This window comes from Mastigocoleus testarum BC008, assembly GCF_001456025.1.
Taxonomy (GTDB): Bacteria; Cyanobacteriota; Cyanobacteriia; order Cyanobacteriales; family Nostocaceae; genus Mastigocoleus; species Mastigocoleus testarum.
Genome location: NZ_LMTZ01000094.1, coordinates 1 through 24,751, shown reverse-complemented (window position 1 = coordinate 24,751; position 24,751 = coordinate 1). Strand labels below are relative to the sequence as shown.

Annotated in this window: 19 protein-coding genes; 6 read left to right on the top strand and 13 right to left on the bottom strand. The window is 37.1% G+C overall.

Going from position 1 to position 24,751, the window contains the following annotated elements; genetic code table 11:
* Positions 1-152: 152 nt before the first annotated feature.
* The 10 genes from BC008_RS19285 to BC008_RS19245 form a co-directional block, all read right to left on the bottom strand.
* Positions 153-758, bottom strand: a complete 606-nt coding sequence (locus tag BC008_RS19285) for a DUF2231 domain-containing protein (protein ID WP_027844489.1) — start codon at positions 756-758, stop codon at positions 153-155.
* Positions 755-1,255, bottom strand: a complete 501-nt coding sequence (locus tag BC008_RS19280) for a DUF2231 domain-containing protein (RefSeq protein WP_027844488.1) — start codon at positions 1,253-1,255, stop codon at positions 755-757. The genes BC008_RS19285 and BC008_RS19280 overlap by 4 nt, the downstream gene beginning before the upstream one ends.
* Before the next feature lie 284 nt (positions 1,256-1,539).
* Positions 1,540-3,465: a tetratricopeptide repeat protein gene (locus tag BC008_RS19275; protein WP_058183762.1), complete on the bottom strand. Its 1,926-nt coding sequence runs from the start codon at positions 3,463-3,465 to the stop codon at positions 1,540-1,542.
* An 82-nt stretch (positions 3,466-3,547) separates the two neighbouring features.
* Positions 3,548-3,757, bottom strand: a complete 210-nt coding sequence (locus tag BC008_RS19270) for a hypothetical protein (RefSeq protein WP_027844487.1) — start codon at positions 3,755-3,757, stop codon at positions 3,548-3,550.
* A 61-nt stretch (positions 3,758-3,818) separates the two neighbouring features.
* Complete coding sequence (locus tag BC008_RS19265) at positions 3,819-5,444, bottom strand: effector-associated domain EAD1-containing protein (protein WP_027844486.1); 1,626 nt, start codon at positions 5,442-5,444, stop codon at positions 3,819-3,821.
* 90 nt (positions 5,445-5,534) lie between these two features.
* Positions 5,535-6,494, bottom strand: coding sequence for a hypothetical protein (locus BC008_RS19260; RefSeq protein ID WP_058183761.1), 960 nt, complete (start codon positions 6,492-6,494; stop codon positions 5,535-5,537).
* A complete protein-coding gene (locus BC008_RS50600) occupies positions 6,495-9,722 on the bottom strand; it encodes a tetratricopeptide repeat protein (RefSeq protein WP_058183760.1) in 3,228 nt (1,075 codons plus the stop codon).
* Positions 9,706-10,854: a VWA domain-containing protein gene (locus BC008_RS19250; protein WP_027846714.1), complete on the bottom strand. Its 1,149-nt coding sequence runs from the start codon at positions 10,852-10,854 to the stop codon at positions 9,706-9,708. The genes BC008_RS50600 and BC008_RS19250 overlap by 17 nt, the downstream gene beginning before the upstream one ends.
* Positions 10,855-10,989: a hypothetical protein gene (locus BC008_RS52120; protein ID WP_268768230.1), complete on the bottom strand. Its 135-nt coding sequence runs from the start codon at positions 10,987-10,989 to the stop codon at positions 10,855-10,857.
* A gap of 120 nt (positions 10,990-11,109) precedes the next feature.
* The gene (locus BC008_RS19245) at positions 11,110-12,771 is read right to left on the bottom strand and encodes an NB-ARC domain-containing protein (RefSeq protein ID WP_153009617.1); all 1,662 of its coding nucleotides are present in this window, start codon (positions 12,769-12,771) and stop codon (positions 11,110-11,112) included.
* Between the two features lie 518 nt (positions 12,772-13,289).
* On the opposite strand from BC008_RS19245, the gene BC008_RS19240 reads away from it, so the two are divergent.
* The gene (locus BC008_RS19240; protein ID WP_027846847.1) at positions 13,290-13,841 is read left to right on the top strand and encodes a hypothetical protein; all 552 of its coding nucleotides are present in this window, start codon (positions 13,290-13,292) and stop codon (positions 13,839-13,841) included.
* A 362-nt stretch (positions 13,842-14,203) separates the two neighbouring features.
* Positions 14,204-15,328 (top strand): CRISPR-associated endoribonuclease Cas6, encoded by a 1,125-nt coding sequence (gene cas6 / locus BC008_RS19235; RefSeq protein ID WP_027846846.1) that lies wholly within the window; start codon positions 14,204-14,206, stop codon positions 15,326-15,328.
* A gap of 57 nt (positions 15,329-15,385) precedes the next feature.
* On the opposite strand, the gene BC008_RS19230 is transcribed toward cas6, so the two are convergent.
* The 3 genes from BC008_RS19230 to BC008_RS19220 form a co-directional block, all read right to left on the bottom strand.
* Positions 15,386-15,808 carry a four helix bundle protein gene (locus tag BC008_RS19230; protein WP_153009620.1) on the bottom strand — a complete coding sequence of 141 codons (423 nt, stop codon included), beginning with the start codon at positions 15,806-15,808 and terminating at the stop codon, positions 15,386-15,388.
* A 256-nt stretch (positions 15,809-16,064) separates the two neighbouring features.
* Positions 16,065-17,198: an ABC transporter permease gene (locus BC008_RS19225; RefSeq protein WP_027846636.1), complete on the bottom strand. Its 1,134-nt coding sequence runs from the start codon at positions 17,196-17,198 to the stop codon at positions 16,065-16,067.
* A gap of 138 nt (positions 17,199-17,336) precedes the next feature.
* On the bottom strand, positions 17,337-18,212 hold the full coding sequence (locus tag BC008_RS19220) for an Npun_R2479 family HD domain-containing metalloprotein (protein ID WP_027846637.1): 876 nt from the start codon (positions 18,210-18,212) through the stop codon (positions 17,337-17,339).
* A 460-nt stretch (positions 18,213-18,672) separates the two neighbouring features.
* Here BC008_RS19220 and BC008_RS19215 point away from each other — a divergent pair, with 460 nt between their 5' ends.
* The 4 genes from BC008_RS19215 to BC008_RS19200 all read left to right on the top strand — a co-directional run bounded on the left by BC008_RS19215 (position 18,673) and on the right by BC008_RS19200 (position 24,665).
* Positions 18,673-20,217 (top strand): efflux RND transporter periplasmic adaptor subunit, encoded by a 1,545-nt coding sequence (locus BC008_RS19215; RefSeq protein WP_058183759.1) that lies wholly within the window; start codon positions 18,673-18,675, stop codon positions 20,215-20,217.
* Between the two features lie 183 nt (positions 20,218-20,400).
* Entirely contained in the window at positions 20,401-23,721 is a 3,321-nt protein-coding gene (locus tag BC008_RS51410) for an efflux RND transporter permease subunit (RefSeq protein WP_027846732.1), read from the top strand.
* 318 nt (positions 23,722-24,039) lie between these two features.
* Positions 24,040-24,270: a type II toxin-antitoxin system Phd/YefM family antitoxin gene (locus tag BC008_RS19205; protein WP_058183758.1), complete on the top strand. Its 231-nt coding sequence runs from the start codon at positions 24,040-24,042 to the stop codon at positions 24,268-24,270.
* The gene (locus BC008_RS19200) at positions 24,252-24,665 is read left to right on the top strand and encodes a type II toxin-antitoxin system VapC family toxin (RefSeq protein ID WP_063800782.1); all 414 of its coding nucleotides are present in this window, start codon (positions 24,252-24,254) and stop codon (positions 24,663-24,665) included. The genes BC008_RS19205 and BC008_RS19200 overlap by 19 nt, the downstream gene beginning before the upstream one ends.
* The last annotated feature ends 86 nt before the right edge of the window (positions 24,666-24,751 follow it).

Genomic DNA, 24,751 nt, shown 5'->3' with positions numbered 1-24,751 from the left:
GTTTCCTTTGTTGGGGGTTGGGGATTTGTGACTGGAGATTGGCGACTAGGGATTGGGTAATGATTGATAAATTGTTACTACTCCTTTCCTCCCTGCTCCCTTTCTCCTCTAATCCTTTTCTCTACTCCCCGTTCCCTGTTCCCTATATTCGTTCACTTCAACATTGCATTGAGATTGTCGCCTAACCGTAACAAGCGATCGGCTGTATTGTGGACGCCAAATTCGGCAGCAAGTTGTGCTCCTAAAGTTCCATGCACATACATGACGAACATAATTACAGCACCTAAAGCTAAATAACTCCACTGCACTTGGTTTTCAGCATTACAACGCAAAATAAAACGCTGAACGCCCCGCCAAACAGTCATACCAACAATCAGCGCAAATAAAATAACGCCCCCCACTCCATGCCAAAGCATTGTTTCCATTGCTTGCAGCCCCCAAGCACTTTTGAGACCCGTGGGTGGTTGCGCCAACATGATTTCGTAAAAACCAGCTGCCACAGTAAAAAAGGTGATAATGCTTGAAGCCACCATGTTGTACCAACCAACATCAAAAAAGTTGGAGCGGCTGACAGGAATTTCTAAATATTTAAATACCCACTTTTGCAGGGGATAGAGAACTCCTAAAATATCAAACGTAATACCGATAATGAATAAACCTAGGGTCAAATGGACTAAATTAGGATGAATTGGAATCGAGTAGGGTAATCCGTTTGCACCTAATTGTCCTCCCACCTGCTCTATAAGTTCGGAGTTCATCGTAAAACCCCCTCCTTAATCGCTTCAACTACTGGTACGGTGTGAAGCCCGTAAACCCACACCAATTTATCTCCTAAATACACCTGTACAAATACTACAGCCGTTAGCACTAAACCCATTCCGAGAAATGAAAACGGAATTTTCTTCGGGTTACGTCGTCTGAGAACATAGCGCCAAGCTGTAACTGCAGCCAGAATTCCTGATAAAGACCAACCAATTAGGGTATGTAAACTCAAAACTGATTGCGCCTGTTCGTAAGGCTGCGCCAAACCTGCTTCAAACTGACCGAAAATAATGGCAATGAAGATGGAAATCGTAGCGATAAATATATTCCACCAACTTACCTCATGCAAACGCTCGTTACCTGTGAAATAGCCAATAACATCACAAGCAACAGCAAATAGTACCATTGCGATGACGAAATGTACCACAATTGGGTGAATCGTGTCGGGATATGGTAGATTATGGTCATTCAAAAATGGAAAATTATCAAGCATAGGCTTCTCCTGGACATTTATTATGAAGTAATAACCAGAAGCACTTACCAAAAGCGCAGGTTTACAAATCTACACTTTTAATAATTTATTCAGATTCAGATATTTTTTATGTAATGCACGCAGCAAGCTCAAAAGAATATCTGGCTTGCTGATAACTTTTATGTTTGTTTGGCTTGTTAGATGATGAGGAAGCAAGGAAATTAGGGTATTTTTTGCGAATATCTAAATACAAACTACTCCGGACTGGAAAAGAATGAGGAGAATTTATAACAGATTTAGGAATACTACATATTTCCAGAATCATTCATTTCTGAATATTCGTTCAACAGCTTTTCTTTAAGTTTTTGACAAAATTGCACTAACGGGATACCCAATTCTGTAGAGATTTTTAGGGCATGATTACAATATTCCAGTGCATGTTCAAAATTACCCAAGCCGTAATAAAGATTTGCTAAACTACCTAGAGTTTCAGCTTCAACAGTTAAATCTCCAATTCGAGAGCAAATTTCAAGAGCTTCATTTAAGGGTGTTAAAGCAGCCTCATAATCCTTGAGGTTAACCAGCGTATTTCCAATACAACTTAAAACAGCACCTTCTGTACTGATATCGCCAATTTTTTTGGCAATATCTAAACTATCTCGATAATATTTAAGAGCTAGATTGCGATCGTTAAGACCTTCATACACTAAGCCTAAATTCATCAGGGCTATTCCTTCGCCCGCTTGATCGCCTAATTCTTTACTAATTTTCAGACTCTGCTGATGATAATTTAGTGCTTTCGGATAATCGCGTTGTGATAAATAAACATTTCCCAAGTCTCCGAAAATTGTACCCTGCTCTAGGCGATTTCCAAGTTGTTCAAAAATAGCTAAGCTCTCGCAATGGAGTTCAATAGCTTCATTATATTTTCCCTGTATGTAATATATATATCCTAAGCTATTAAAAGCAGATGCTTCTCCTTCCCGATAGCCAATTTGCTGAAAAATTTTGAGACTTTGTTGGCTATATTCTATTCCATTTTGATAATTACCCATAGCACACAGGGCATCACCGACATTACCTAATGCTCTCCCTTCACCTTGTCGATCTCCAATAGTTTGAGCAACTGTTAAGCTTTTTTGGTGATATTCTACTGCTGTTTTATATTCACCAATAGACTTGTATAATAGTCCCAAATTTCCTAAGGCTTCACCTTCTCCAGCTCTGTCTGAAATTTCTCTTGCAATATTCAAATTTTGTTGGTGACATTCAATTGCTTGAGAGTATTCTCCCTGATTATGATAAATCAATCCTAATTTGCCTAAAGCAATTCCCTCACCAAATCGATCACCAATTTCTTGTGCTATGTGTAAACTGTCTTCTAAATAATCTATCGCATTGGAAAGCTCACCTAAGGATATATAAACAGACCCTAGATTTCCTAAAAAACGTTCTACAGCTAACCAATCTTCATAACTTTCAAGAATATCCAAACTATCCGTGTAAAATTCAATCGCCTTGGAATATTCACCCAGTGCATAGTAACTATTTGCTAGATTTCCTAAAAATGTACCTTCTGCTTTTGTATCTCCCACTTCCCTTGTGATTTCTATGGCTTTTTGGTGGTATTCAACCGCCTTGTGATATTCACCCATAGAGTTATAAATGTTGCCTAAATTTCCTAAAGTTCTACCCTCGCTTTTACAATTTTTTGTACTCTGGCAAAGAGTAATACTTCTTTGATTGTATTGAATGGCACTTTTACGGTCTCCCAATGCATGATACGCATTCCCTAATCCTTGCAAACAGATAATTTGAAATGATGGTTCTACTTTATCAAGTAAAACTGAATACAATTCTATTTGTTTTTGAAAATAACTCCAATTTCCAAGTTGATTATCTAAATTCTCTTCTAATGCAGGACTTAAAGATAAAGAACTCAGCTTTTTTAAATTATCCCAGTCTTCTGCCGCAGATAAATGGTGAAATGCTTCCAAATAGCCTTGGATCTTTTCCAAATTAGAAGATTTATGATGATTAAACTTATACTTTGTTAACCAGTTTTTTACTGCTCTATAATTTGCTCTTTTGATTCTTGAATAGTTATCTTTATTGGATATGAAACTAGGCTGAATATTATCCCAAAATTTTAAGCCTGGAATTAATATTGAAAAATCATCTTCACTTTTTTCTGATATATCAGGATTTTTAGAATTAGCTGGATCTATCATTTTTTGTTTCACTTAGCTTATAAATATTGATGGTAATAATAGCTATAAAGCTGGGTCATCCACTAATTGTTATCCTAAAATTTTAGTAAAGATGGTGAAATGCTTCTAGACGCCCCTTTGCTTTTTCTAAATTTGATGCATTTTCTAATCTAAGACCTTCATATTTTGTGAGCCAATTAACTATTGCTCTATATTGAGTGCGTTTCCAACGGGGTTTGATAGATTTCAGTTCGGTTGGATCGATACCAAGTTCTGCTAAAAGTTTTGTTTCTGAGTCAGCTTGGTCACTCATAATCTTGAGCTAGTTATTTTGATGTTTTAAATTTTATTTTAGATAAAAACTTACTTAATTATTAGTTATTTAACGGCTTTTTGACTGCATTGAGAACAGTTTTTTGTGACAAAACCTGATGTACTAGCGAAGCAGCAGCAGCAGCAGCTAAGGGTTGATGCTTTTTATGTTTCTTCCCATCTCCCCAGTCACAAATAGATTTTACTAAAATCCAGGCTGTACCGACGCGTCCAGAAGCAGCACATAAACCAGCTCCTTCCATTTCTCCTCCAATCGCTTGGGGAAACTGCTCGAACAACTTGGCTTTAAAAACTGGATCGTCCACTAATTTTTCCCCTGAAAGAATAGGACCAATCTTAATTTCAGATTTTCGACCGTTAGGACAAGTAAAATCCCAATTTTGAATGTTCTCAAAACGATTCAGTAACGTTGTATTGCTTGGAGGGATGGTACCGCGATACTCGATTTTTTCTGCACCAGCACGCTGCTGTTCGTAGGAAATAATCTGGGAAGCTACTAATACATCTGCAATCCTTTGTTTTATTGGGTCTTTACCAAAAGCTATGCCGACCATGATAATAGCTCTGGGATTCCACAGACGTTGAGCTTGTTCAGTTGCGAGAATAACTGAACCTTCACCAATTGAACCCATGCGACATTTAGTGACAACAGTTTTCCACGCGCCAAATTGTCCGATATAGTAGGTTTCTGGTCCAGAATAAACCAGCAAAATCTTTTGCTTTTCAGGATAAGGTTGGAGTAAGTTTGCGACTGCTTTTAATTCTGTATTTGTTGCGGTAATAAGAACGACATCAATTTCGGATTTAATTGAGTTACATTCTTCTTCAGCAGTTTCTTCTAATTCTGGGAAACTAGAAGCATACCAAGGTTGTTCTTCAACTTGATATTCTAATTCATCTTCAGGGGGTATAAATAAGTCAGGTTTTGTTTTAGTAGTATTAGTTTTATAAATATTTAAATTGTCATTAGGAGTATCGCGGTAATACTCCTGCTCAAATAATAATAAAGCTTGGTTTCCAGGATTTGATTTACGGGCACCTTTTATCAATTCATCAAGCCATTCCTCCGACTTCGCTGTTTCAATGAGTTTAAAAACTATTTCCCTTAAATTATCACCCATTGCTATTGCATCCAGTTCTTTATCAAGTTCGAAGCTGAGGAACATCGCAAGTTTTTGTCGAGAAGGAAATGCTGCAATTAACGCGTCTGTTAATTTTTGGTGCTGCTGACCAGTTAATTTTTGGTCTAATTTTTCTTGCGCGGGTATGGATAAGTCAGTTTTTGTCTCAGTAGTATTAGTTTGAAAAGCTTCAATTTTTTTGCGCCCAATTGAAAGAATTTCTGTAAATATTTTTATATCTTCGTCATCTAAATTATATTTTTGTGGTTGTCTAAGTATATAAGATAAAAGTTTGACCAATGGATGGCTTGGATTTTTCCTAGATACTGAATAATCTTTAAATTTAGAAACTAAGATCGTGGTAAATTCGTTAATACCTAAGTTGAAGTCGAAATTCGCAATAAAGTGATTATCAATACCAGCATTTCTCAGGATACCTCGTCTTCCAGCGACACCATCGATATTAATAAATAAATTTTGAAGAGCGGATTCTAGCTCAATGGTATGATTTAGTTCTAAATCGGAAAATATTTTAGAATTACTCATTTAATACTTCCTCACAAAAGAACTACCTAATAGAATACAGTTTTAGAATTATGGTTTTAGAATTATGGTTTCAAAGTTATGGTTTCAAAGTTATGGTGTCAAAAATTTTTCAATCACCTCTCTCAACTTTTTCCATACAATCTCACCTTTGAAGTTTTCCCAAAATGATGAAGGGCGGTCGTAATAATAAAGTCTTGCTTCATTTAAGCTGTAAACTACAGGAACTTTGTACCATAATGTATCTGTATCTATATCAAAGGGATTTTCTGTCCGTATTGTGTTTGTAGTATTTTCTTTTGAATCATCAATAACAGCGATCGCAAAACAAATATTAGAAGGCACTCTCGCATTTATAATTTGCCCAACAGTAGATGATGTAGATTTTTCTGTGGCATATTGTAGGCACAAGCTAGAATACCGTCTTAAAATTTTGATATTAATGGATTCAAAGTAAGAGAAAATAAAGAAAGCATCCCCTCTCATATTAAATAATCCAAAAGGAAGCTCAAAATTTGTTATCTTACCAACAAGATTTAACTGCTGATTTTCATAGCTCAGATTCTTTTGTAGAGACAGACATCCTTCACTACTTAATTGGTGACTAATCTTCTCTAAATACTTACTTAGTTTATCGTTGGTTTTTGAATTAGATTCCGGGCTGTAATTTCTCAGTTCAGTAAGTAAATTTTTGATTTTGTGTTGACCGATGACATATACTTTGTTCAATATTTCTAAGGCTTCATCATCTAGGTTATATTTTCGTTGTGGTTGTTGAAGCAAATAATCTAAAAATACTATTAATGGATGGTAACATGGTCGTTGACTAGATATGGGAATATCTATAAATTTAGAAACTAATATATTGGTAAATTCTCTAATATTTAAGTTAAGGTTGAGTTCGGAAATAAAGTAATTATCAATACCCGCAGCTAATAAAATACTCCGTCTTCCAGCAACAGTGTCGATTTGATTAAGCAAGCTAACAAAAGCAGTTTCAAGCTGGATAATATCATTTGTTTTTAAATCATAAAATATTTTATAATTATTCAATTAGTCTTGCTCCATTAATTGGTTTTTGAGTTTTTGGCATTCCTCAGCCAAAGGTATTTGTAATTCTGTAGCAATAGCTAAACCTTGGTCGCAGTATTCAAGAGCCAAATTTAAATTACCAGTATTTTGATAAAGTTGGGCTAAACTTTTTAAAGTTTTTGCTTCATTGGCACGACTGCCAATCATACTGAAAATTGTCAGAGATGCTTGCAAATATTTTAAAGCTTCTGAATATTGATTTAGTTGTATAAAAGTATTGCCTAAATTATATAAAGCTTCTCCTTCTCCTCTACGATCGCCTATTTCTTTTGCGATAATTAAACTTTGTTGATAGTACTCAATGGCTCTTTTATACTCTCCCAAAGATTTATAAGCATTTCCTAAAGTTCCTAGACACCTTCCTTCATTTAGGCGATCGCCTATTTCTCTAGCCATTGCTAAATACTGTTGATAATAATAAATTGCTTTTTGATATTGTCCTAATGCCAGAGAAACATTACCAAGGTTTCCTAACGCTATTCCTTCACTTTGCTTATCATTAATTTCTATGGCAATGGATAAACCTTGCTCAGAATAACTCATTGATTTGACATAATTAGCTATATCATAATAGACAACTCCTAGATTAATAAGTGCTTGTGCTTCTCCTTTACGATTATTAATTTCTTTAGTAATAGACAAACTTTGTTCATTTAACTTAATGGCTCTAGAATAATCACCGAGAGCTTCATAAACTTTTCCTAAACTAACTAAAGCATTGCTTTTACTAAGATAATCATCAATTTGCTGTGCAGTTTTTAAACTTTGTTCTAGATAATTAATTGCTATGGAATAATCTCCCAAAGCATAGTAAGAATTTCCGAATGTAGTCAATAACTCAATATCTAACTTATAATTTAGCTTGTGTATTAATTTCTTACACAAATTAATTTGCTGATAATAATATCCCCAAGTTCCGAGTTGGTTATACAATTCTTCTTGAGTTGGGGTTTCAAGATGAGAAACAAGAATTTTACTTGCTGTTTCCCAATCCTCTAATTCGCAGAGATGATAAAATGATTCAAGAAGACCTGTTACTTTTTCTAAGTTTGAAGCATCTGGTTGAGGTTTATATTTAGTCAGCCAGTTAACAACTGCTCTGTATCCTTGGCGTTTCCAACGTGGCTGGATAGATTTTACAAATTCTGGTTCAATCCCAAGCTTGGTTAAAATTGATTGTCTATCTGGTGGAATTTCAAGATTTGTCAAGTCTTCTTCTCTATCATTTTGATTAGAGATATCTGCTTCTTCCTCTTCATCCAGTTTATCCAGTTGTTTCAAATGCTCCAGCGATACACCTCGAATTAAATTATGCTGTTTAAGCATAACTTGATTATTTTCATCAATTAATTCTTCAACTAAATAGCGATCGCGCAAAATATTCAATGCTTTCTCTTGTGCTTCTTCATCTATATCCCAATCTTCCAAATGAGAAAGCCAAAAATCTTCTGGTACTGAACCGCGATAGACAGAAGTTTCAAGTAATAATTTATAAGCATCAGGTACCTGGGTTTTTAGGCGATTAAATGTATTTTCTAACCTAGATTTGACATTGCGACGTAAATCACGGGTATATTTATGTAAGTTATACTGGTCATCTGCCCCTACTGTAAATCTACCAGATATTGCCTCTTCAATTGCTTTCTCAACTTCTTCTACTTCATTTCCATATTTCTTCCAATAAGCTAAAACATTTTTATTAAAAGGATGATTAACAATCTCACCAGCAATTACCCGTAAAGCTAAAGGATGACCTTCATAAGCTTGTCCAATTCTTTCTAAAAATGGTCTACCTTCGGCTTCATTGTTAACATCTAGCCCAGTATTACCAAACAAAGCTAACTGCTCTGGTTTTTCTAATCCGCTTACTGGTTGAAAATATAAGAAATTTTGAAAGCGATGTCCTTTTTCTTCTATCTGTTGAGGAAAATCCAGTGAAGTAAGAATGATAGAACTTTTGCAAAAATCTCTTTTCAGAAAGTCTTCAAAAAACTTCACCCACCACTCATCTATAAAATCACTCCAACCTTCTTCTTCATTTCCTTCCAAGATTGTGTCTAAAGAATCAATCTGTATCAAATAACGATTTTCTTGTAAGTGTCTGACTAAGCGATTAAGTAATCTTTGAGTATCTTTATGTTCTTCTGACGTAATTGGTTCGCCACATTTTTCTAACAATCTGGCTGCTACACTCCCAAAATCAGCAGATTGTTCTTGATTATCAAAATTCTCTTGGAGATAATTATTCCAATCTTCAAACCAATCTTTCGATTCAACAGCTAATCGTTCCCCCAAAGCTGTTTTACCAATACCCGTAATACCAACAAGCACCAGTAAGCGACATGAACCGCGAATTCGACTAATTAAGTTATTAATCAAACTTTCCCGACCAACCCAAGCCTCATCGTAAGCAAAAAAGTTAGGAGATGTAGTTGGTTGTGGTTCATTTTCTGGATCTTGCAACAACTGACCAATCCCAGGAGAAATTAAAATCAATTCCCCTTTTCCTACTTCTTCTACTTCAACTTCTTCTCTTAACCCTTCCCTTTCTCCAGCAAGAAGTTTTGCCAAAGCACGAGTCGTATTTACCAAATATTGATGCTCATCCCATAAATTTGTACGCTCTAATGGCTCTGCTAAAATTTCCACCAAATGAGGAAAATAAGATTGACCAGATAAACCCAAAACAGGATTCTCTTCGGGTAAACTTTTCTCTAGTTCCTGTGTGATTTCTTGAATGGTAGTATCAGGATCTAAATAAGCTTTAGCAATCCATTTTTGGGTACGAGTTAATTCTGCGCGCAGTTTCCAATCTGGCTGTTTGTCTAAATAAAAATGTAAAAATTCTGCTAATTGAAACGGTCTTCGCCAAGGAAATTTTTCTTCCAATTCTACTAATAAAACTTCCCGCACGCAGGGTTCTACTTCATAAATATCTTCTTGAATGGGGCGACATAAAGGAGACAGCAGTAAGTCACTTTCAGCTATCCAAGAAATATCTTCAGTATCGAGAAAATTGATACGAATTAGATTAACTAATTCTGGAGTTAAAATTAAAGGTAACGCAGCATGACAAGCAAGAGCTAAATGTTTTTTCCCAAAACGACGTTCGAAAGCTACTACCTCCCTTACAGCATATTCTGGAGGTAGCCATCGCCTTCTGACAACTGCTTCAAGAGTCTTGGTCATCTAACCTCACTCCAGGGGGAAAGGGATGTCCTATTAAAATTTTAACTATATCGTTCAATCCCTGCCGATCCAAAGGATACATTGGTACAAATTCGCCAATATTCTCAGCAGTAGTTGTCTTCCATCGAGATTGAGGAACTGGATTTAACCAAGCATATAGATAAGTATATTGTCTTAACTGCTTAATAAATGCCTTTGTTTCTTTTAATCTTTGCCCATCATAAGTCCTCCGTGCTGCTCCTGCATCACTGACAATAAGCACACTGTTATCCCTAACCTGTTCTGATAATACATCTTCAATGGGACAAGTTTGAGTAAGATTTGGTTTTTTATAGAAATAAACTTCTGGACAATCGTGAAAATAATAAGTACTGATTTTGCCTAATAGTCCTCCTTTTTCTATACTTTTTTGTAAAGCTTTCATAAGTGGATTAAAGGGAGACATTGAGCCTTCACGGTCAATCAATAAAACTAATTCAACTTGATTGCGACGACGAGGTTGCAATACAGGACGACGAAAAAAACCAGTTTTACAAATATCATTAATTGTTTCTTGTACATCTAAATCTTCTGCAATACCTTCTCGTCGCAATCTTCGCAGATGTCGCCAACTTACTGTCATATCACGTTGGCTCATAGGTAAACGAGGAATCAGGTTATATGGATTTTTTTTATAAGTAGATTTTGATAAGTTTCTGATAGAAGATAACTCTCTCGAGGAACGAGCAGGAATATTATATTGTTGCTGTTTAGTTGGAGTTTTAGTTTTAGTTTCAGTTTTTATTTGATTTGATTTTTCAACTTGATTATTTTTCGAACTAGGAGAAGCTGTAATAGATTTATTACTACTATCTGTTGACGGCTCATCCTCGTTTATTTTTGAAGCAATTATAATTGGCTTGTATAAACGAGGTTTAACTAATTCAGTAAATTTTAAATTAAAGATTTCTCTATCTTCTTGAGACTTAGCCCAAAGTAACTTCAAAAAGCGTTCTAATCTATCAATATCTTCGATTCCTATTCCTTCTCGAATCGATTTAAGGGCTAGTAAATATTCAGACATTCCTAAAGGAATACCTTGCTTCTGTAACTCCTGAAATAATGGTAATAAAAATGATTCAGTTTTAGTCATCTATATTTTCAATTGCTCCAAAGCTTTGAGGTCACTTTGATTCTTAACTAAAGTATGGAGAAAAGGAAGTTTATTGAACTCTATATCAGCTAAAACTTGAGCAGTAATTTCATTCGCTTCTTCTTCGCGCTCCAAAAGTATTAACCAATTTATAAATTCACTGGTGCTGGGTTTTTTCCGCCAAGCAAATTTAGTTTCATTTGTTTTGCATCCATTTTCTTTTACTCGACTTTTTTAGCGATTATTTGAAATAATCTAAGCGAATAAAGCTTTAATTTTTTCTTTACCTACTACAACTATTCTATTTAAAAAATTGATTTGGGCATCATCCAAGTTATACTGCTGATGTCGCTTAATAATATAGTCAATGAAGACTACCATCGGATGATAATTTTTGTTTTGACTATAAACTTTATATTTTAAAAATTTGGAAATTAAAATATTGATAAATTCACTAATACTCAAGTTAAAATCTAAATTATCAATAAAACCATCATTTATTCCAGAAATTTTCAGAATACTTCTTCTTGCATCAATCGAATTAATTTGCCTAAACACATTTTGAAAAACTTGTTCGAGTTGATAAATATCATCAGGTGATAAATCAGAAAATATCTGATAATTAATTTGCTCGTCTGCTAATTTTTGTTCAGTATTTGACGCTTCAAAACTAGATGAATTATTTATCTCATCTTCCTCACCTTCCTCACCTTCCTCACCTTCCTCATCATCCAGTTTTTTCAAACGCTCGAGCGATACACCTCGAATCAAATTATGCTGTCTGAGCATAACTTGATTGTTTTCATCAATTAATTCTTCAACTAAATAGCGATCGCGCAAAGTATCCAAAGCTTTCTCTTGTCCTTCTTCATCTATATCCCAATCTTCCAAATGGGAAAGCCAAAACTCTTCCGGTACTTCACAACGGTAAACCGAAGATTCACACAGAAGTAAATAAGCATTACGAACATCTGTGTGTAAACGATTGTATGTTTTTTCTAGCCTAGATTTGACATTCCGACGTAAATTGAGGGTATATTGAGCCAATTTGAACTTATCATCGGCTGATGCTGTAATTCCTCCAGATTTTGCTTCTTCAATTGCTTTCTCAACTTCTTCTACTTCCTTCCCATATCTTTTCCAATAAGCTGAAACATTTTTATTGAAAGGACGATTAACTATTTCCCCAGCTATCACCTTTAAGGCTAAAGGATGACCTTCATAAGCACGTCCAATTCTTTCTAAAAATGGTCTACCTTCGGCTTCATTGCTAACATCTAACCCAGTTTTACCAAACAAAGCTAACTGCTCTGGTTTTTCCAATCCACGCAGAAGCTGACAAAACCAAAATTTTTCAAATCGTTTTTCTGGATCGATCTGTGCAGGAAAGTCCTGTGAAGTTAAAATAAAACGACTTTCACTATTCTCAGTACTTGATAACCAAGCTTTAAAAAACTTCGCCCACCATTCATCTATAAAATCACTCCAACCTTCCTCTTCATTCCCTTGCAATATTTTTTCTAAAGAATCAATCTGTATCAAATAACGATTTTCTTGCAAGTGTCTAACTAAGCGATGAAGCAATCTTTGAGTATCTTTACGGTCTTCTGGTGTAATTGGTTCGCCACATTTTTCTAACAATCTTGCTGCTACACTGGCAAAATCAGAAGATTGTTCTTCGTTGTCAAAATTTTCCTGAAGATAACGATCCCAATCACTATTAAGCCAATCTTCTAACTCAATTGTTACTCTTTCCCCTAAAGCTGTTTTACCAATACCCGTAATACCAACAAGTATCAGCAAGTGACATGAATCGCGAACTTGACTACTTAAGTCTTTTATCAAGCTACTGCGACCGACCCAAGTACGATTGTCGTAAACAAAAAATTTGGGAGGAGTAGGGTTAGAATTCACCATTAGCAGTTTAAAGTAAGAAAAATGCTCATAACAAATTTAGCGTAAAGTTTTTGTTTTTAGCAGAGAGAAAAGTACATTTTAAGTGTAAATAAAATGAATCTAAATTTTTTAAATGTAGTTTGGTGAATCCTGCTGATTTGGCTTAGTAAAATTACTCATTTCCTGCTTTTAAGCATCAACTCTCAAAAAGTAATTCCCTTAATCTTGCTACTGCTTCTTTACCACCTTGTTGTTGTTCAATTACTTGTAACTGCTCTTCTAAAGTGGTAACAATAGTAATTCAACAGGAGACTTAATCTACAGCAGTAGATTAATTGATAATTCTTGGTTCTCAAAGGAATTTGGACTATTAGTAATTTAAAATTACAGTTTTTTTATTTTTAGGAATTAAACTATTTTTAGGTGTTGTAGCTTTGATTGTCGCAAAGCGAACGTGCGGATATACGCTAACTCATAAATAGTATGTTAGTATGTGCCGCTAAAAAGTTAATCCAAAAACTAACTTTGTATACTTAAAAATGAGTGACCAACAACAAATCCTCGAAGTATATCTTCACGAATACGAAAAACTAAAAGAAGAGCAAGCACAGCGAATCGGGTTTCGCGACAATATGCTGTATGTAACTTTAGGTGTATTTGGTGCGATTCTCTCCTTCGCGTTATCCGGTAAAACAAACTATTATGCACTCCTAGTGATTCCTTGGGTTTGTCTTATCCTTGGTTGGACTTATCTGGTCAACGATGAAAAAATCTCAGCAATCGGCAGATATATTCGCTACACTCTTGTAGATAAAATTAAAGAATTAACTGGTAATACAGATATAAAATCTATTTTTGGTTGGGAAATCGCTCATAGAAGCGATAAACGTCGTCTTCGACGGAAAATAGAACAATTAATTATTGATGAGATTACTTTTGTCTTATCCGGTATAGTAGCATTGTGCGCTTTCTGGTTTCTAGTCCCGCAGCCGCCTTTAGCAATTAATATTTTGTGTGTTGTGGAACTCGTTCTTTTGATAATCTTGGCTGTGGAGATTATAATTTATGCTGATTTAGGAGTTGGGCGATAGTTGCAGCAACCAGAAAAGAATATCTAGCTTGCTGATAACTTTTATGTTGGTTTCGGTTGTTAATTGGGGTTTAGCAACTGGTTGTTTGGCATTGGAAAAATAATTACCGGATAAGTACAACAATCGCTACAATTAATAAAATATTTTTTGTTCCCTTCTAACCACAATATAATGTCCTAATCGATATATTCATTGCTTGCATCGCAGCTATTTTCAAGAAAATAGACTCTATTGCAAAAACGTAGCATTGCTAACTCTAGGACAAAGATTTTGATTTGCGGATGTATGGTTCAAATAATTAAAAAACTGCAATCCCTAATTTCTGAGATCCAATTTCCAGTCCCCAATCCCCAGCATGTCTCATGTCTCCACGCACTCGTAAAAAATCCTCATCCAAAAAAGCCCTGACTTTGCCATCTGAGACCGAATTGGTTGGTATTGTTTTTGATGTCACACCGGTCGGTAACTCTACTGTATTCCCAGAATATGCTAAAGGACTCCATGCCTGGTTTTTAGATCGAGTACGACAAACAAATCCCAATTTATCAGCATATTTGCATGATGGAGAATCAGAAAAGCCTTTTACTATTTCTCGTTTGGAAGGAGAGATATTAAATAATGGCAAACAATTACAACTTTTAGCAGATTACAACTATCGTTGGTATTTATCTGCATTATCATCGCGAGTGGTTGAATGGATGGCAACTTGGTTACAAAATCTACCACCAATTATTGATCTTCGTAATGCACCTTTAAAAATTAAATCAGTTGCGATCGCTCATCAAGCAACTACCTATGCTCAATTATTAAAAAAAGAAACTAAAAATCACCTATCTTTGAGTTTTATTAGTCCTACCAGTTTTCGTCGCAAAGGACATCATTTTCCCTTACCACTACCTTTCAATGTTTTTCAAAGTTATTTACGACGCTGGAATGATTTTTCTGGGTTACCTGTCAAACAGGAAAATTTCTTGGAATGGATAGATAAAAACGTAATCATTCATCATCATCAAATATCTACAACCAAAGTAGCAGCAGGAAAAAGAGGTTCTGTTACTGGATTTACGGGTGAAGTGGAATTTGGTTTAACCAAGGATGCATTTTCAAATCCTGAATATGTAAATTTATTTTATGCCCTCGGTCAACTTGCTCCCTATTGTGGTACTGGTCATAAAACTACTTTTGGTCTGGGGCAAACCCGTTTAGATTGGTTAAAAGAAGAAGAAAAAGATAGTGAAACACTATCACTAGAGATTATATTAGCTTCGAGAATTTCTCAAATTACTGATATTTTGATGTCAAAGCAAAAGCGGACGGGAGGAGAGCGGGCGATTTCCGTATGTCAGAAAAGAGCAACTATTCTTGCGAGACGGGAATTTGGGGAATCTTTACAAGATATTGCAACCGATTTAGAAATGCCTTATGAGACTGTCAAAACTTATGCAAAGTTGGCTCGTAGGGCGTTGGTTCAGGAGACTGGGGATTGAGAGTGTGGGAGGTGTAGGGAGTGTGGGAAGTGTGGGAAGTGTGGGGAGTGTGGGGAGTTATTCGAGTAACCAGTCATCTGGGCGATTAATCATCTTTACTAAACCACTAAGGATTTGATTGTAAATTCCGTAGAGTTTTCTTCCTTTTTCGACTGTGAGATACCGACATTTCACAGCAAACTTTAACCAAACTTGAGTTTCTGCAGCTTCAGATATCTCCTGCGGAGACGCTACGCTAACACAATCACTGAGTTTCGCAACAAAAGCTGCTTTATATCTCCGTTTTCTCCAAGCCTCAGCAAAGTTAGCACAAACTGAGCGAGAAGAGCGACGAATTTGATCGGTTAATGAATATTTTTCTTCAACTGGAAACTTTTTAGAATGTTCAAAAATTTGCATTGCGCTCTTAAATGCCATTTGGTAAATAGCTAAATCCTCATGAGTTGTAAAATACTTTTTCCCTATTCCTTTTTCTTTCATATTTCTAATTGCAATAACCTCAAGGGGTTGTGCAAAGTGATAACTATCTTCCCACATCTCCCAAACTTTCTTCTCATATCATGTCCGCTTAATTACTTATGAAAAAATATGTTTGTTTGTAGTAGCGCTTTAGCGCCATAGTAAAGATATTGGCGCTAAAGCGCTACTACGAACCTTATCGCAAGTGTTTTACCGGACACGATATCACACCTCCCACACTTCCCACACTTCCCACACTCCTCACCTTCCCAATCGCTTATCTCTGCAAACTCCGAGGATCTAAAGCATCCCTCAAGCCATCACCTAACACGTTAAATGATAAAACTGTCAAAATAATTAGTAAAGCTGGAGGCCATATCAACCAAGGTTGCAATACCAAAATAGAAGCATTTGTTGCTAAAGACAGCATATTCCCCCAAGAAGCATCTGGCTGTTGAATTCCAAGACCAATCAAGCTTAGTACCGCTTCTGCACTAATGAAGCTAGGAACAGCAAGGGTTGCAGAGATAATAATATAAGTGGCGGTTTGTGGTAAAACATGGCGCAAAATAATATACAAAGGATTGCCACCCATTACTTTTGCGGCTTGAACAAATTCTCGTTCTTTAATTGATAACACTTGTCCGCGAATTACCCGCGCTAAACCTGCCCAACTAATTAAAGAAGTAATAACTATAATTAGTAAAAAACGTTGAGTACTTGATAGTCCTGGTGGTAATACCGCACCTAGAGTCACCAACAGGTAAATACTGGGGAAGGTCATAATAACTTCAGCCAATCGCATAATTATGGTATCTACCCAACCGCCGAAGTAACCCGAAATTCCACCGATAATCATACCCAAGGGGAAGGTAAGCATTACACCTATTATCCCAATAAATAAACTGATCCGACCGCCGTATAATAAACGACTAAATTGGTCTCTTCCTTGGTCGTCAGTTCCTAATATATTGAATTTCGCTTCCCCAACAGCATCATATAAATGCAAACTTAAGGGTATACCCGGAAATATGGTTGTTTCTTCCCATTCTGGAGGTAAGGGTAGTTTCATTTCAAACAGATTATATTTTCTGCCTTGAACAAATAATCTTAGAGGTGAAGGTTTGCTAAAGTCACGAATAATTTCCCGTTTACCTGTTTCTAAATCCGTTTCTCCTTGGGTTGTTGGGTAGATATGTGGTCCGATAAATTTACCAGATGTTTGATTATCTGATGATTGAGAAACCCAGTAAATCCGAGTTGGTGGTAATAGAGAGCCATTGGGTTGCTGTGCTAAGGAATCATAGGGAGCAACAAAATCGGCTGCAATGACTGCAAAATAGAATACTAGCAGTACAATTGCGCCGAATTTCGCCAAAGGATTATTCTTTAATCTTTGCCACCAATTCATAGGTATCTACTTTTTACAAATTTACTACCTACAAATTTACACTAGGGATTGGCGATTGGCGATTTGGTATTAGAAAACTGATAACTGTTAACTGTAGCCTGTAAGGGCGTGCGCGGTAGCGCATTAACTGTTAACTGCTCAAGCGTGTAATCTTTCGACTAAGTGTAATTTATCCTCACTGGATCTTTCGTGTTCTACGACAAATACGTTTGAGTAAAGATTTGCTACTATTTGCTTTCCTTGCTGGGTAAGAGATAGATAACGCAAAGCATCCTGAATATAAGGATAAACACCATTCCAGTAAAATTTTGCGTAGTTTTTACGTAAATCTGCAGGTGTCTCATAACCTAACACTTGGTTCATTCCCGTTTCTTCAAATTCATAAAATAACAATGTAATTTTTTTTAAGTAACGGGGATCGCTTAATTGTCCAATTAAATCTGCAGCACGCACCAAACCGGGATGGTTGTTAGTTTCTTGATGATCTTCCTCTGTGGGTACGGGAAAACGAGTTAATTCAATATTACTTTTTACTACCTCTACATCTATTAATTTATGACCGCCAAATCTTTCATCAATAAATAATTTTGCTCTATCTACATGGTAAGGAGTCAAACTCGCATCGGAAGCACCTACGCGCAGTTGAACCATCTTATCGCCTTCACCTGTTGCATATAATCCTTTGTCTTCTTGATCGGTTTGACAGACTCCTTTCACATAACCGATATCATGACATACCAGGGAAATAATAAAATGCAACCAATCTTCGCTAGAAATTCCGCCTTCGCGAATATGTTTTCCTCGCAATATTTCTTGTCCAACTAAAGTTACGAGCACTGTATGTTCGACGTTATGATACAAAGCATCACTATTGGCAATATTCTCTAAAGCCATACTACCAGCCCAAGCAATAATGTCTTGGTAGTCAGTTTTTAGGCAACCGTATGTGCGGTGATAACCCTCCCGAATTCGATCTACAAAAGCATCTATTAAAATTTCAGTGGCATTAAACATATTTTTTATTAAGTGGTTTTACTGATTTAAAAAAGATATATTTTGTTTTTATAGTCGCGGCAATGATGTGAATCATTTTTGCTACCAATCTTGATGTCATCTTTATTATTTATCTGTCATTCTTAGCATGCCCAAAATACTCTTTCGGTACAACACTTTTGTATACTTTTTAACTGATGAGTGTTTGCAAACACATTCGTCAATCGAAAAATTATTCTTCGATTTTCCCTTCACTCACTAACTTTATGTATTGGCTTTTTTTAAATTGAAACGAAGAATTTTCATAAACTTATGACTAAAGTCATAGTGGAAAATACACAATCTCCCCACCAAATTGTGACAAAATGAGTAATATTAAAATATAGCAATACTTCGCAATCTTTCTTAAAGAAGTTTATGTAGCAATATTCCCTCCGGGGATATTAGAAAGCAATCGCAAAGCAGGGTGGAGGCTGTAATTATGGGCGAGGAATATTTTCCTGAAGTAAAAAAAGAGGAAGCAATGGATAAGACAGTCATTGATGGAACAGTGATTGAAACAAAACAGCGTCCTTGGTTAATGCCATTTCTGTTGGGTAGTGTTTTGGGATTGCTGTTTGGTTTGGGGGGTATGAGGGTATCGAATAGAAGTAATGTTGCTAGTCAGCAGATTGAAGATACCAGTCAAACAGCACAAGCAGCAAATCTTGCTCCTACAATGACTGTTACTACTACGCCTGTTAAATCCAGCAGAATTATTCGCACTCTGAATGCTAGAGGAAGTATTGCTGCGCGCAATTTAATTCCAGTTTTACCCCAAGCAAATAATTTGCAGGTAAAGGAAGTTCGGGTAAAACAAGGGGACTTTGTGAAACAGGGTCAAGCTATGGCGGTGTTAGATGATTCCCTGTTACAAGAGCAAATTCGCCAAGCAAAAGCCGATGTGGAGTCACAACAAGCGGAAGTGGCTTCCAGAAACGCGGATTTAGCATCACAACAAGCAGCGTTAGAATCAGCAAAAGCGAATGTGGCTGCAAATCAGGCGATCGTCAAGCAAAGATTGGCTGATGTTGCACAAGCCAAAGCAAGACTGGCTGATGTGGAGCGGAATTTTCAACGAAATCAGAAATTAGCCGGAGAAGGTGCAATTAGTACTCGAGAATTAGATAGCAGTACTACGGATTTGGCGACAGCGCGGGAAGCGGTACGTTTAGCTGAAGCAAATGTTCAAACCGCAAGGGCTAATGTGATTAGTGCACAGGCTAGTATTAGTAGTTCTCGGGCGGGAATTTTAAGCGCTCAGGCGAAGATAAAAAGTGCTCAAGCAAATGTTCGTAGTAGCGAGGCTAGAGTACAACAACTAAGAACTCAATTGGGACAAACCATCGTTCGCGCTCCAGTTTCAGGAATCGTTGCAGAAATGTTAGCGCGGGTAGGTGATGTTACTGGTATTCCACCTCAAACCCAGGTATCAACTACTGTTGGCGGCACCCAAAAGTTATTTTCGATTATTAGTGATGGTGCTTTGGAATTACAAGCTGAAGTTCCGGATACTCAGTTAGCACAGGTTAAAGTTGGTAATCTAGCAAAGATAATTTCCGGTGCAAATAAGGGGGTGAAGTTACAAGGAAAGGTCAGCAGCATAGAACCTTTGGTGAATAATAAACGAGCAGCAATAGTCAAAATTGATTTACCTGCAACCAACGAACTCAAACCAGGAATGTTTGCTCGGGCGGAAATTAATACAAATTCCACTTTAGGTTTAGCAGTACCGAAGAAAGCTTTGTCATATCAGCCCGATGGTAATGCGATTGTCTTTACCCTTTCCGAAGGAGAAAAAGTCCGCGCTCAGAAAATAGAGGTGGGAGAGAGTATGGACGATGGGAATGTGGAAATTAAGAGTGGTTTGCAAGCAGGCGATCGCGTAGTTGTTTCCGGTGCTGGTTATCTCAAAGATGGAGACAAGGTGAGGGTGGTGGAAGTTACAAGTCAAAATTCATTAGCGGAGCGTGTCCGTAGGACATAAGTCAAAAGTCATTAGCGGATCTGTAGGTAGCGCAGCTATAGCGTGTCCGTAGGACATAAGTAAGGAGTCAGAAGTTAGAAGTCAGAAATTAGAAATTACTCATTACCGATTACCAATTACCGATTACCAATTACCCATTACCAATTACCAATTACCAATTACCAATTACCCATTACCAAAAAAATGTCTTTCAATGTTTCAGCCTGGTCTATTAAAAAACCGATTCCGACTATAGTTTTATTCCTGTTGTTAACTGTGGTTGGTTGGTTCTCTTTTAATTCTTTGGGAATCGATACTAATCCTAATATTGATCTTCCCGCTGTACAGGTTACGGTGACCCAACCCGGTGCTGGACCTGCGGAATTAGAATCCCAGGTGACGAAGAAAATTGAAGATGCTGTTGCTGGTTTGGGTAATATTGATGATTTACGTTCTGTTGTTAATGATGGTATTTCTACTACCACAATTAATTTTGATTTAGGAACTGATAGCGATCGCGCTACTAATGATGTTCGCAATGCAGTTGCTCAAATTCGTCAGGATTTACCGCAAGATATTAACGACCCCATCGTTCAACGATTGGAATTTGCTGGTGGGGCTATTATGACCTATACGGTTAGTTCCGAGCAACGTTCAGTGCAGGAGTTAAGTAATTTAGTTGACCAAACTATTAGTCGCTCTTTATTAGCTGTTAAAGGTGTTGCTCAAATTAACCGGGTGGGGGGAGTTGATCGCGAAATTCGGGTAAATTTGGAACCCGATCGCTTACAGTCTTTGGGGATTACTGCTACCCAGGTAAACGACCAGTTGCGCGCCCTAAATATCAATTTACCAGGGGGACGGGCTAATGTTGGCGGTCGGGAGCAGAGTATTAGAACCCTTGGAACTGCTCCCAGTGTTGATGTTTTAAGGGATTATGAAATTATTTTGCCAAATGGTGGTTCTGTAGCACTATCTAGTTTGGGAACAGTAGAAGATAGTTTTGCTGAAGTCCGTCAAAGTGCGAAATTAGATAACCAACCTGTAGTTGCTTTCCAGGTTTTACGCAGTACCGGTAGCGTTATGGTTACGGTGGAAGAGGGTGTGAAAGCTGCGGTTAGTAAACTAGAAAAAACTTTACCAGAAGATATCAAAATAAAATTAATTTTTACTAGGGCGACTTTTGTCCGTAATTCTTACCAAAGTACCATGCAGGAGTTAATCGTAGCTTCGGTAATGGCGGTACTGGTAATTTTATTATTTTTACGTAACTGGCGGGCAACTTTAATTACTGCTGTTACTTTACCTTTATCAGTTATTCCTACTTTTTGGGTGCAATATGCTTTGGGTTACACCCTTAACAATATGACCTTACTTGGTTTGGGGTTAGCGGTGGGTAACCTGGTAGATGATGCTGTGGTGGAAATTGAAAATATGGAACGCCACATGGCTATGGGTAAAACGCCGCGTCAAGCTGCTTTTGATTCCTCTGCGGAAATGGGTTTGGCTGTAATTGCAACTTCTGCGACTATTGTTGCGGTGTTTTTACCGGTTGCTTTCATGGGTGGTATTCCGGGTCAATTTTTCCAACCTTTTGCGGTGACTATTACTGCTGCAACAGTATTTTCTACCACAGTGGCTCGATTAATGACGCCGATGATGGGGGCATATTTGTTACAGCAAAAACCACCAGAATCAAGTTCTAGCTCATTATCAAGTTCCAGTTTATTATTGAACTCAAATTCTACTACTGCTAAACAAGGCTGGAAAAATAGTCGGAAAATTAAATTACCTTTATTTAAAAAGATTTTATTTGGAAAGGTCTTATTTAAAAAGATATTATTTAGAAATAAATTACTTAGGAATATATTATTTAAAAATCCAACATCTAGAAATCAGATACGCAGAAATAATACCTCTAAAAATGGATTATTTGGTAATAAGTTCCAACCCTATGGTTCCTTACTCAGATGGGCGTTACGTCATCGAATTACTACCCTCGGTTTAGCTTTAGGTTTCTTTATTGCTAGTTTAATGTTAGTTCCTTATATTCCCACAGGTTTAGTTGATAGTGGGGATATTGGACTTTCAACTGTAAATATTGAATTACCTCCCGGTTCAACCCTTCAAGATACTAGTAAAACGGTTAAACAAGCCACAGATTTTCTCCGACAAAGCCCAATCGTCGAAAATGTTTTAGCAACAGAAGAGATAAACTCTGCAACTTTAACTGTCAACTTAGTACCCAGAGCAGAACGAGATATTTCCCAAGCGGAATTCGAGCAACAAATTCGTCCCTTATTCGAACAAATTCCCGGAGCTAGGATTAGCTTTACCAGTACCGGTTCGGTGGGAGGACGCAAGGATGTAACCTTGGTGTTGCAAAGTGAAAACCCCGTAGCTTTGAACCAAGTAGCTCAAAATCTGGAAAGCCAAATGCGCACCATACCCGGTTTAGTGGAAGTTTCCTCCTCTGCTAGTTTGGTTAAACCAGAAATTTTGGTGATTCCCGACCCCTTACGGGCTGCTGATTTGGGAGTTACCGTCCAGTCTATTGCTCGTACTGCTTCCTTAGCAACCATCGGTGACAATGAAGCAAATTTGGCTAAATATAATCTTCCCGACCGACAAATTCCCATCCGAGTTCAAATCGATCCTCAAGCTAGAGAAGATATAAATACGATTAAAAATCTCCAAGTTCCGACCCAAAACGGTGGGTTAGTTCCCTTGTTATCTGTCGCAGAGGTTCGCTTTGGTAGCGGTCCTGCAACTATCAATCGCTTTGACCGCATGCGTCAAGTTTCTTTGGAAGCGAACTTAAATGGTATTTCCTTGGGTGAAGCACTGCAAGCTGTTAATAAACTACCCGCTTTGCAAAACTTACCTGACGAAGTGATGCAACGTTCCAGTGGTAACGCCGAAATTATGCAGGAAATCTTCGGTCGCTTTGGGGGAGCGCTGGGACTAGCAGTAATGATGATTTATGCAATTTTGGTGCTGTTATACAACAATTTCCTCCATCCTATTACCATCATGGTTGCATTACCCTTATGTTTGGGAGGAACTCTAATCGCTTTATTGGTTTCTCAGAAAGCTTTGGGACTTTATGCTTTAATCGGAATTGTATTATTGTTGGGAATTGTGACCAAAAACTCAATTCTGTTGGTGGACTATACTCTGATTGGTTTAGAACGAGGTAGATCCCAACGTCAAGCATTAATTGAAGCTGGAATTTCCCGCTTACGTCCGATTTTGATGACTTCCCTATCAACCATTGCTGGAACAATTCCGGTTGCGGTGGGTATGGGTGCTGGTGCGGAGGTTCGTCAACCAATGGGGATTGCAATTATTGGTGGTTTTACTACTTCTACTTTATTAACTTTGGTGGTGGTACCAGTATTATTTACTTATATTGATAATTTCCAGAAGTGGATTATCAATACGGTGCGCTACGGTTTTGGGAAGAAAGCACCACGGAAAATGCGCGAAGATAATAAAACCGTGGAACTTCCACCAGCAAGTTGAGATTTATGACGCGCTGTAGAGACGTTCCAGAGCCTGCGGCGTCGGCGTTAGCCTCTGCAACGTCTCTACAAAATCTGTTGGTTGTAAGTGTTAACAAAAATATCACCCCCTAATATCATGTCCGCTTAATTACCTGCGTTGGTTCGTAGTTGCGCTTTAGCGCCACAGGCAAATCTTAGCGCTAAAGCGCGAACCTTATCACAAGTGTTTTACCGGACATGATATAAATCCCCCAAGTCTGGGGAACTTTGAGAAGATTACCCTTTTCTTACTCGCAATTATTGTACAATATATTTGTACAAAATCAAGGTTGATATTGTGGAAAGCATAAATATCAGTGAGTTCAGAGCAAACTTGTTGAGTTACTTAAAGAAAGCAAAAGAAGGTACAGAGCTAAACATTACTTCTCACGGTGAAGTTTTAGCAACGATTGTTCCACCAATTAATAGATCCAAGCAAGCTAGAGCAAAATTGGAGGAATTAGCTAAAACAGCTGCGATCGGTGACGTAATTTCTCCCATCGATAATGAATGGGATGTGATGAAATAGTGGTTGTAATCGATACATGTGTTATGATTTGGGACGCTCTCGAACCCAAAAAGCTTAGCGCAAAAGCAAAAAAGACAATCGAGGAAGCGGATCAAAAAAGCAACTTAATTATCAGTGATATATCCATTTGGGAAATATCTATGTTGCTCAAAAAAGCTCGAATTCAGGTAGATGAGACACCAGCAAATTTAATCAATACTATTTTGATTGCTCGAAATTACATAGTGAAGAGCATTTCTCCTGAAATCGCAGAGCTATCTGTTAATTTGAATCATGAAATTAATAACGACCCAGCAGACAGGTTGATTATCGCCACATCTATTTTAGAGAATTGTCCATTGGTTACAGCAGATAAAAATCTGATTGATGCGAAAATTGTTGAGACTATTTGGTAGTTAGGGCTTGCTGAAAAAGTAAGATACAGATTGATTCGTTATTCGAGGAAAAACAAAAAATAAGTTTTGAACATATTAAGGCAACT

Excerpts from the sequence above, each read along its gene's own strand:
- BC008_RS19285 (WP_027844489.1), bottom strand. The coding sequence starts at position 758 with ATGAACTCCGAACTTATAGAGCAGGTGGGAGGACAATTAGGTGCAAAC.
- BC008_RS19280 (WP_027844488.1), bottom strand. The coding sequence starts at position 1,255 with ATGCTTGATAATTTTCCATTTTTGAATGACCATAATCTACCATATCCC.
- BC008_RS19275 (WP_058183762.1), bottom strand. The coding sequence starts at position 3,465 with ATGATAGATCCAGCTAATTCTAAAAATCCTGATATATCAGAAAAAAGT.
- BC008_RS19270 (WP_027844487.1), bottom strand. The coding sequence starts at position 3,757 with ATGAGTGACCAAGCTGACTCAGAAACAAAACTTTTAGCAGAACTTGGT.
- BC008_RS19265 (WP_027844486.1), bottom strand. The coding sequence starts at position 5,444 with ATGAGTAATTCTAAAATATTTTCCGATTTAGAACTAAATCATACCATT.
- BC008_RS50600 (WP_058183760.1), bottom strand. The coding sequence starts at position 9,722 with ATGACCAAGACTCTTGAAGCAGTTGTCAGAAGGCGATGGCTACCTCCA.
- BC008_RS19250 (WP_027846714.1), bottom strand. The coding sequence starts at position 10,854 with ATGACTAAAACTGAATCATTTTTATTACCATTATTTCAGGAGTTACAG.
- BC008_RS19245 (WP_153009617.1), bottom strand. The coding sequence starts at position 12,771 with ATGGTGAATTCTAACCCTACTCCTCCCAAATTTTTTGTTTACGACAAT.
- BC008_RS19240 (WP_027846847.1), top strand. The coding sequence starts at position 13,290 with ATGAGTGACCAACAACAAATCCTCGAAGTATATCTTCACGAATACGAA.
- cas6 (WP_027846846.1), top strand. The coding sequence starts at position 14,204 with ATGTCTCCACGCACTCGTAAAAAATCCTCATCCAAAAAAGCCCTGACT.
- BC008_RS19230 (WP_153009620.1), bottom strand. The coding sequence starts at position 15,808 with ATGAAAGAAAAAGGAATAGGGAAAAAGTATTTTACAACTCATGAGGAT.
- BC008_RS19225 (WP_027846636.1), bottom strand. The coding sequence starts at position 17,198 with ATGAATTGGTGGCAAAGATTAAAGAATAATCCTTTGGCGAAATTCGGC.
- BC008_RS19220 (WP_027846637.1), bottom strand. The coding sequence starts at position 18,212 with ATGTTTAATGCCACTGAAATTTTAATAGATGCTTTTGTAGATCGAATT.
- BC008_RS19215 (WP_058183759.1), top strand. The coding sequence starts at position 18,673 with ATGGGCGAGGAATATTTTCCTGAAGTAAAAAAAGAGGAAGCAATGGAT.
- BC008_RS51410 (WP_027846732.1), top strand. The coding sequence starts at position 20,401 with ATGTCTTTCAATGTTTCAGCCTGGTCTATTAAAAAACCGATTCCGACT.
- BC008_RS19200 (WP_063800782.1), top strand. The coding sequence starts at position 24,252 with ATGGGATGTGATGAAATAGTGGTTGTAATCGATACATGTGTTATGATT.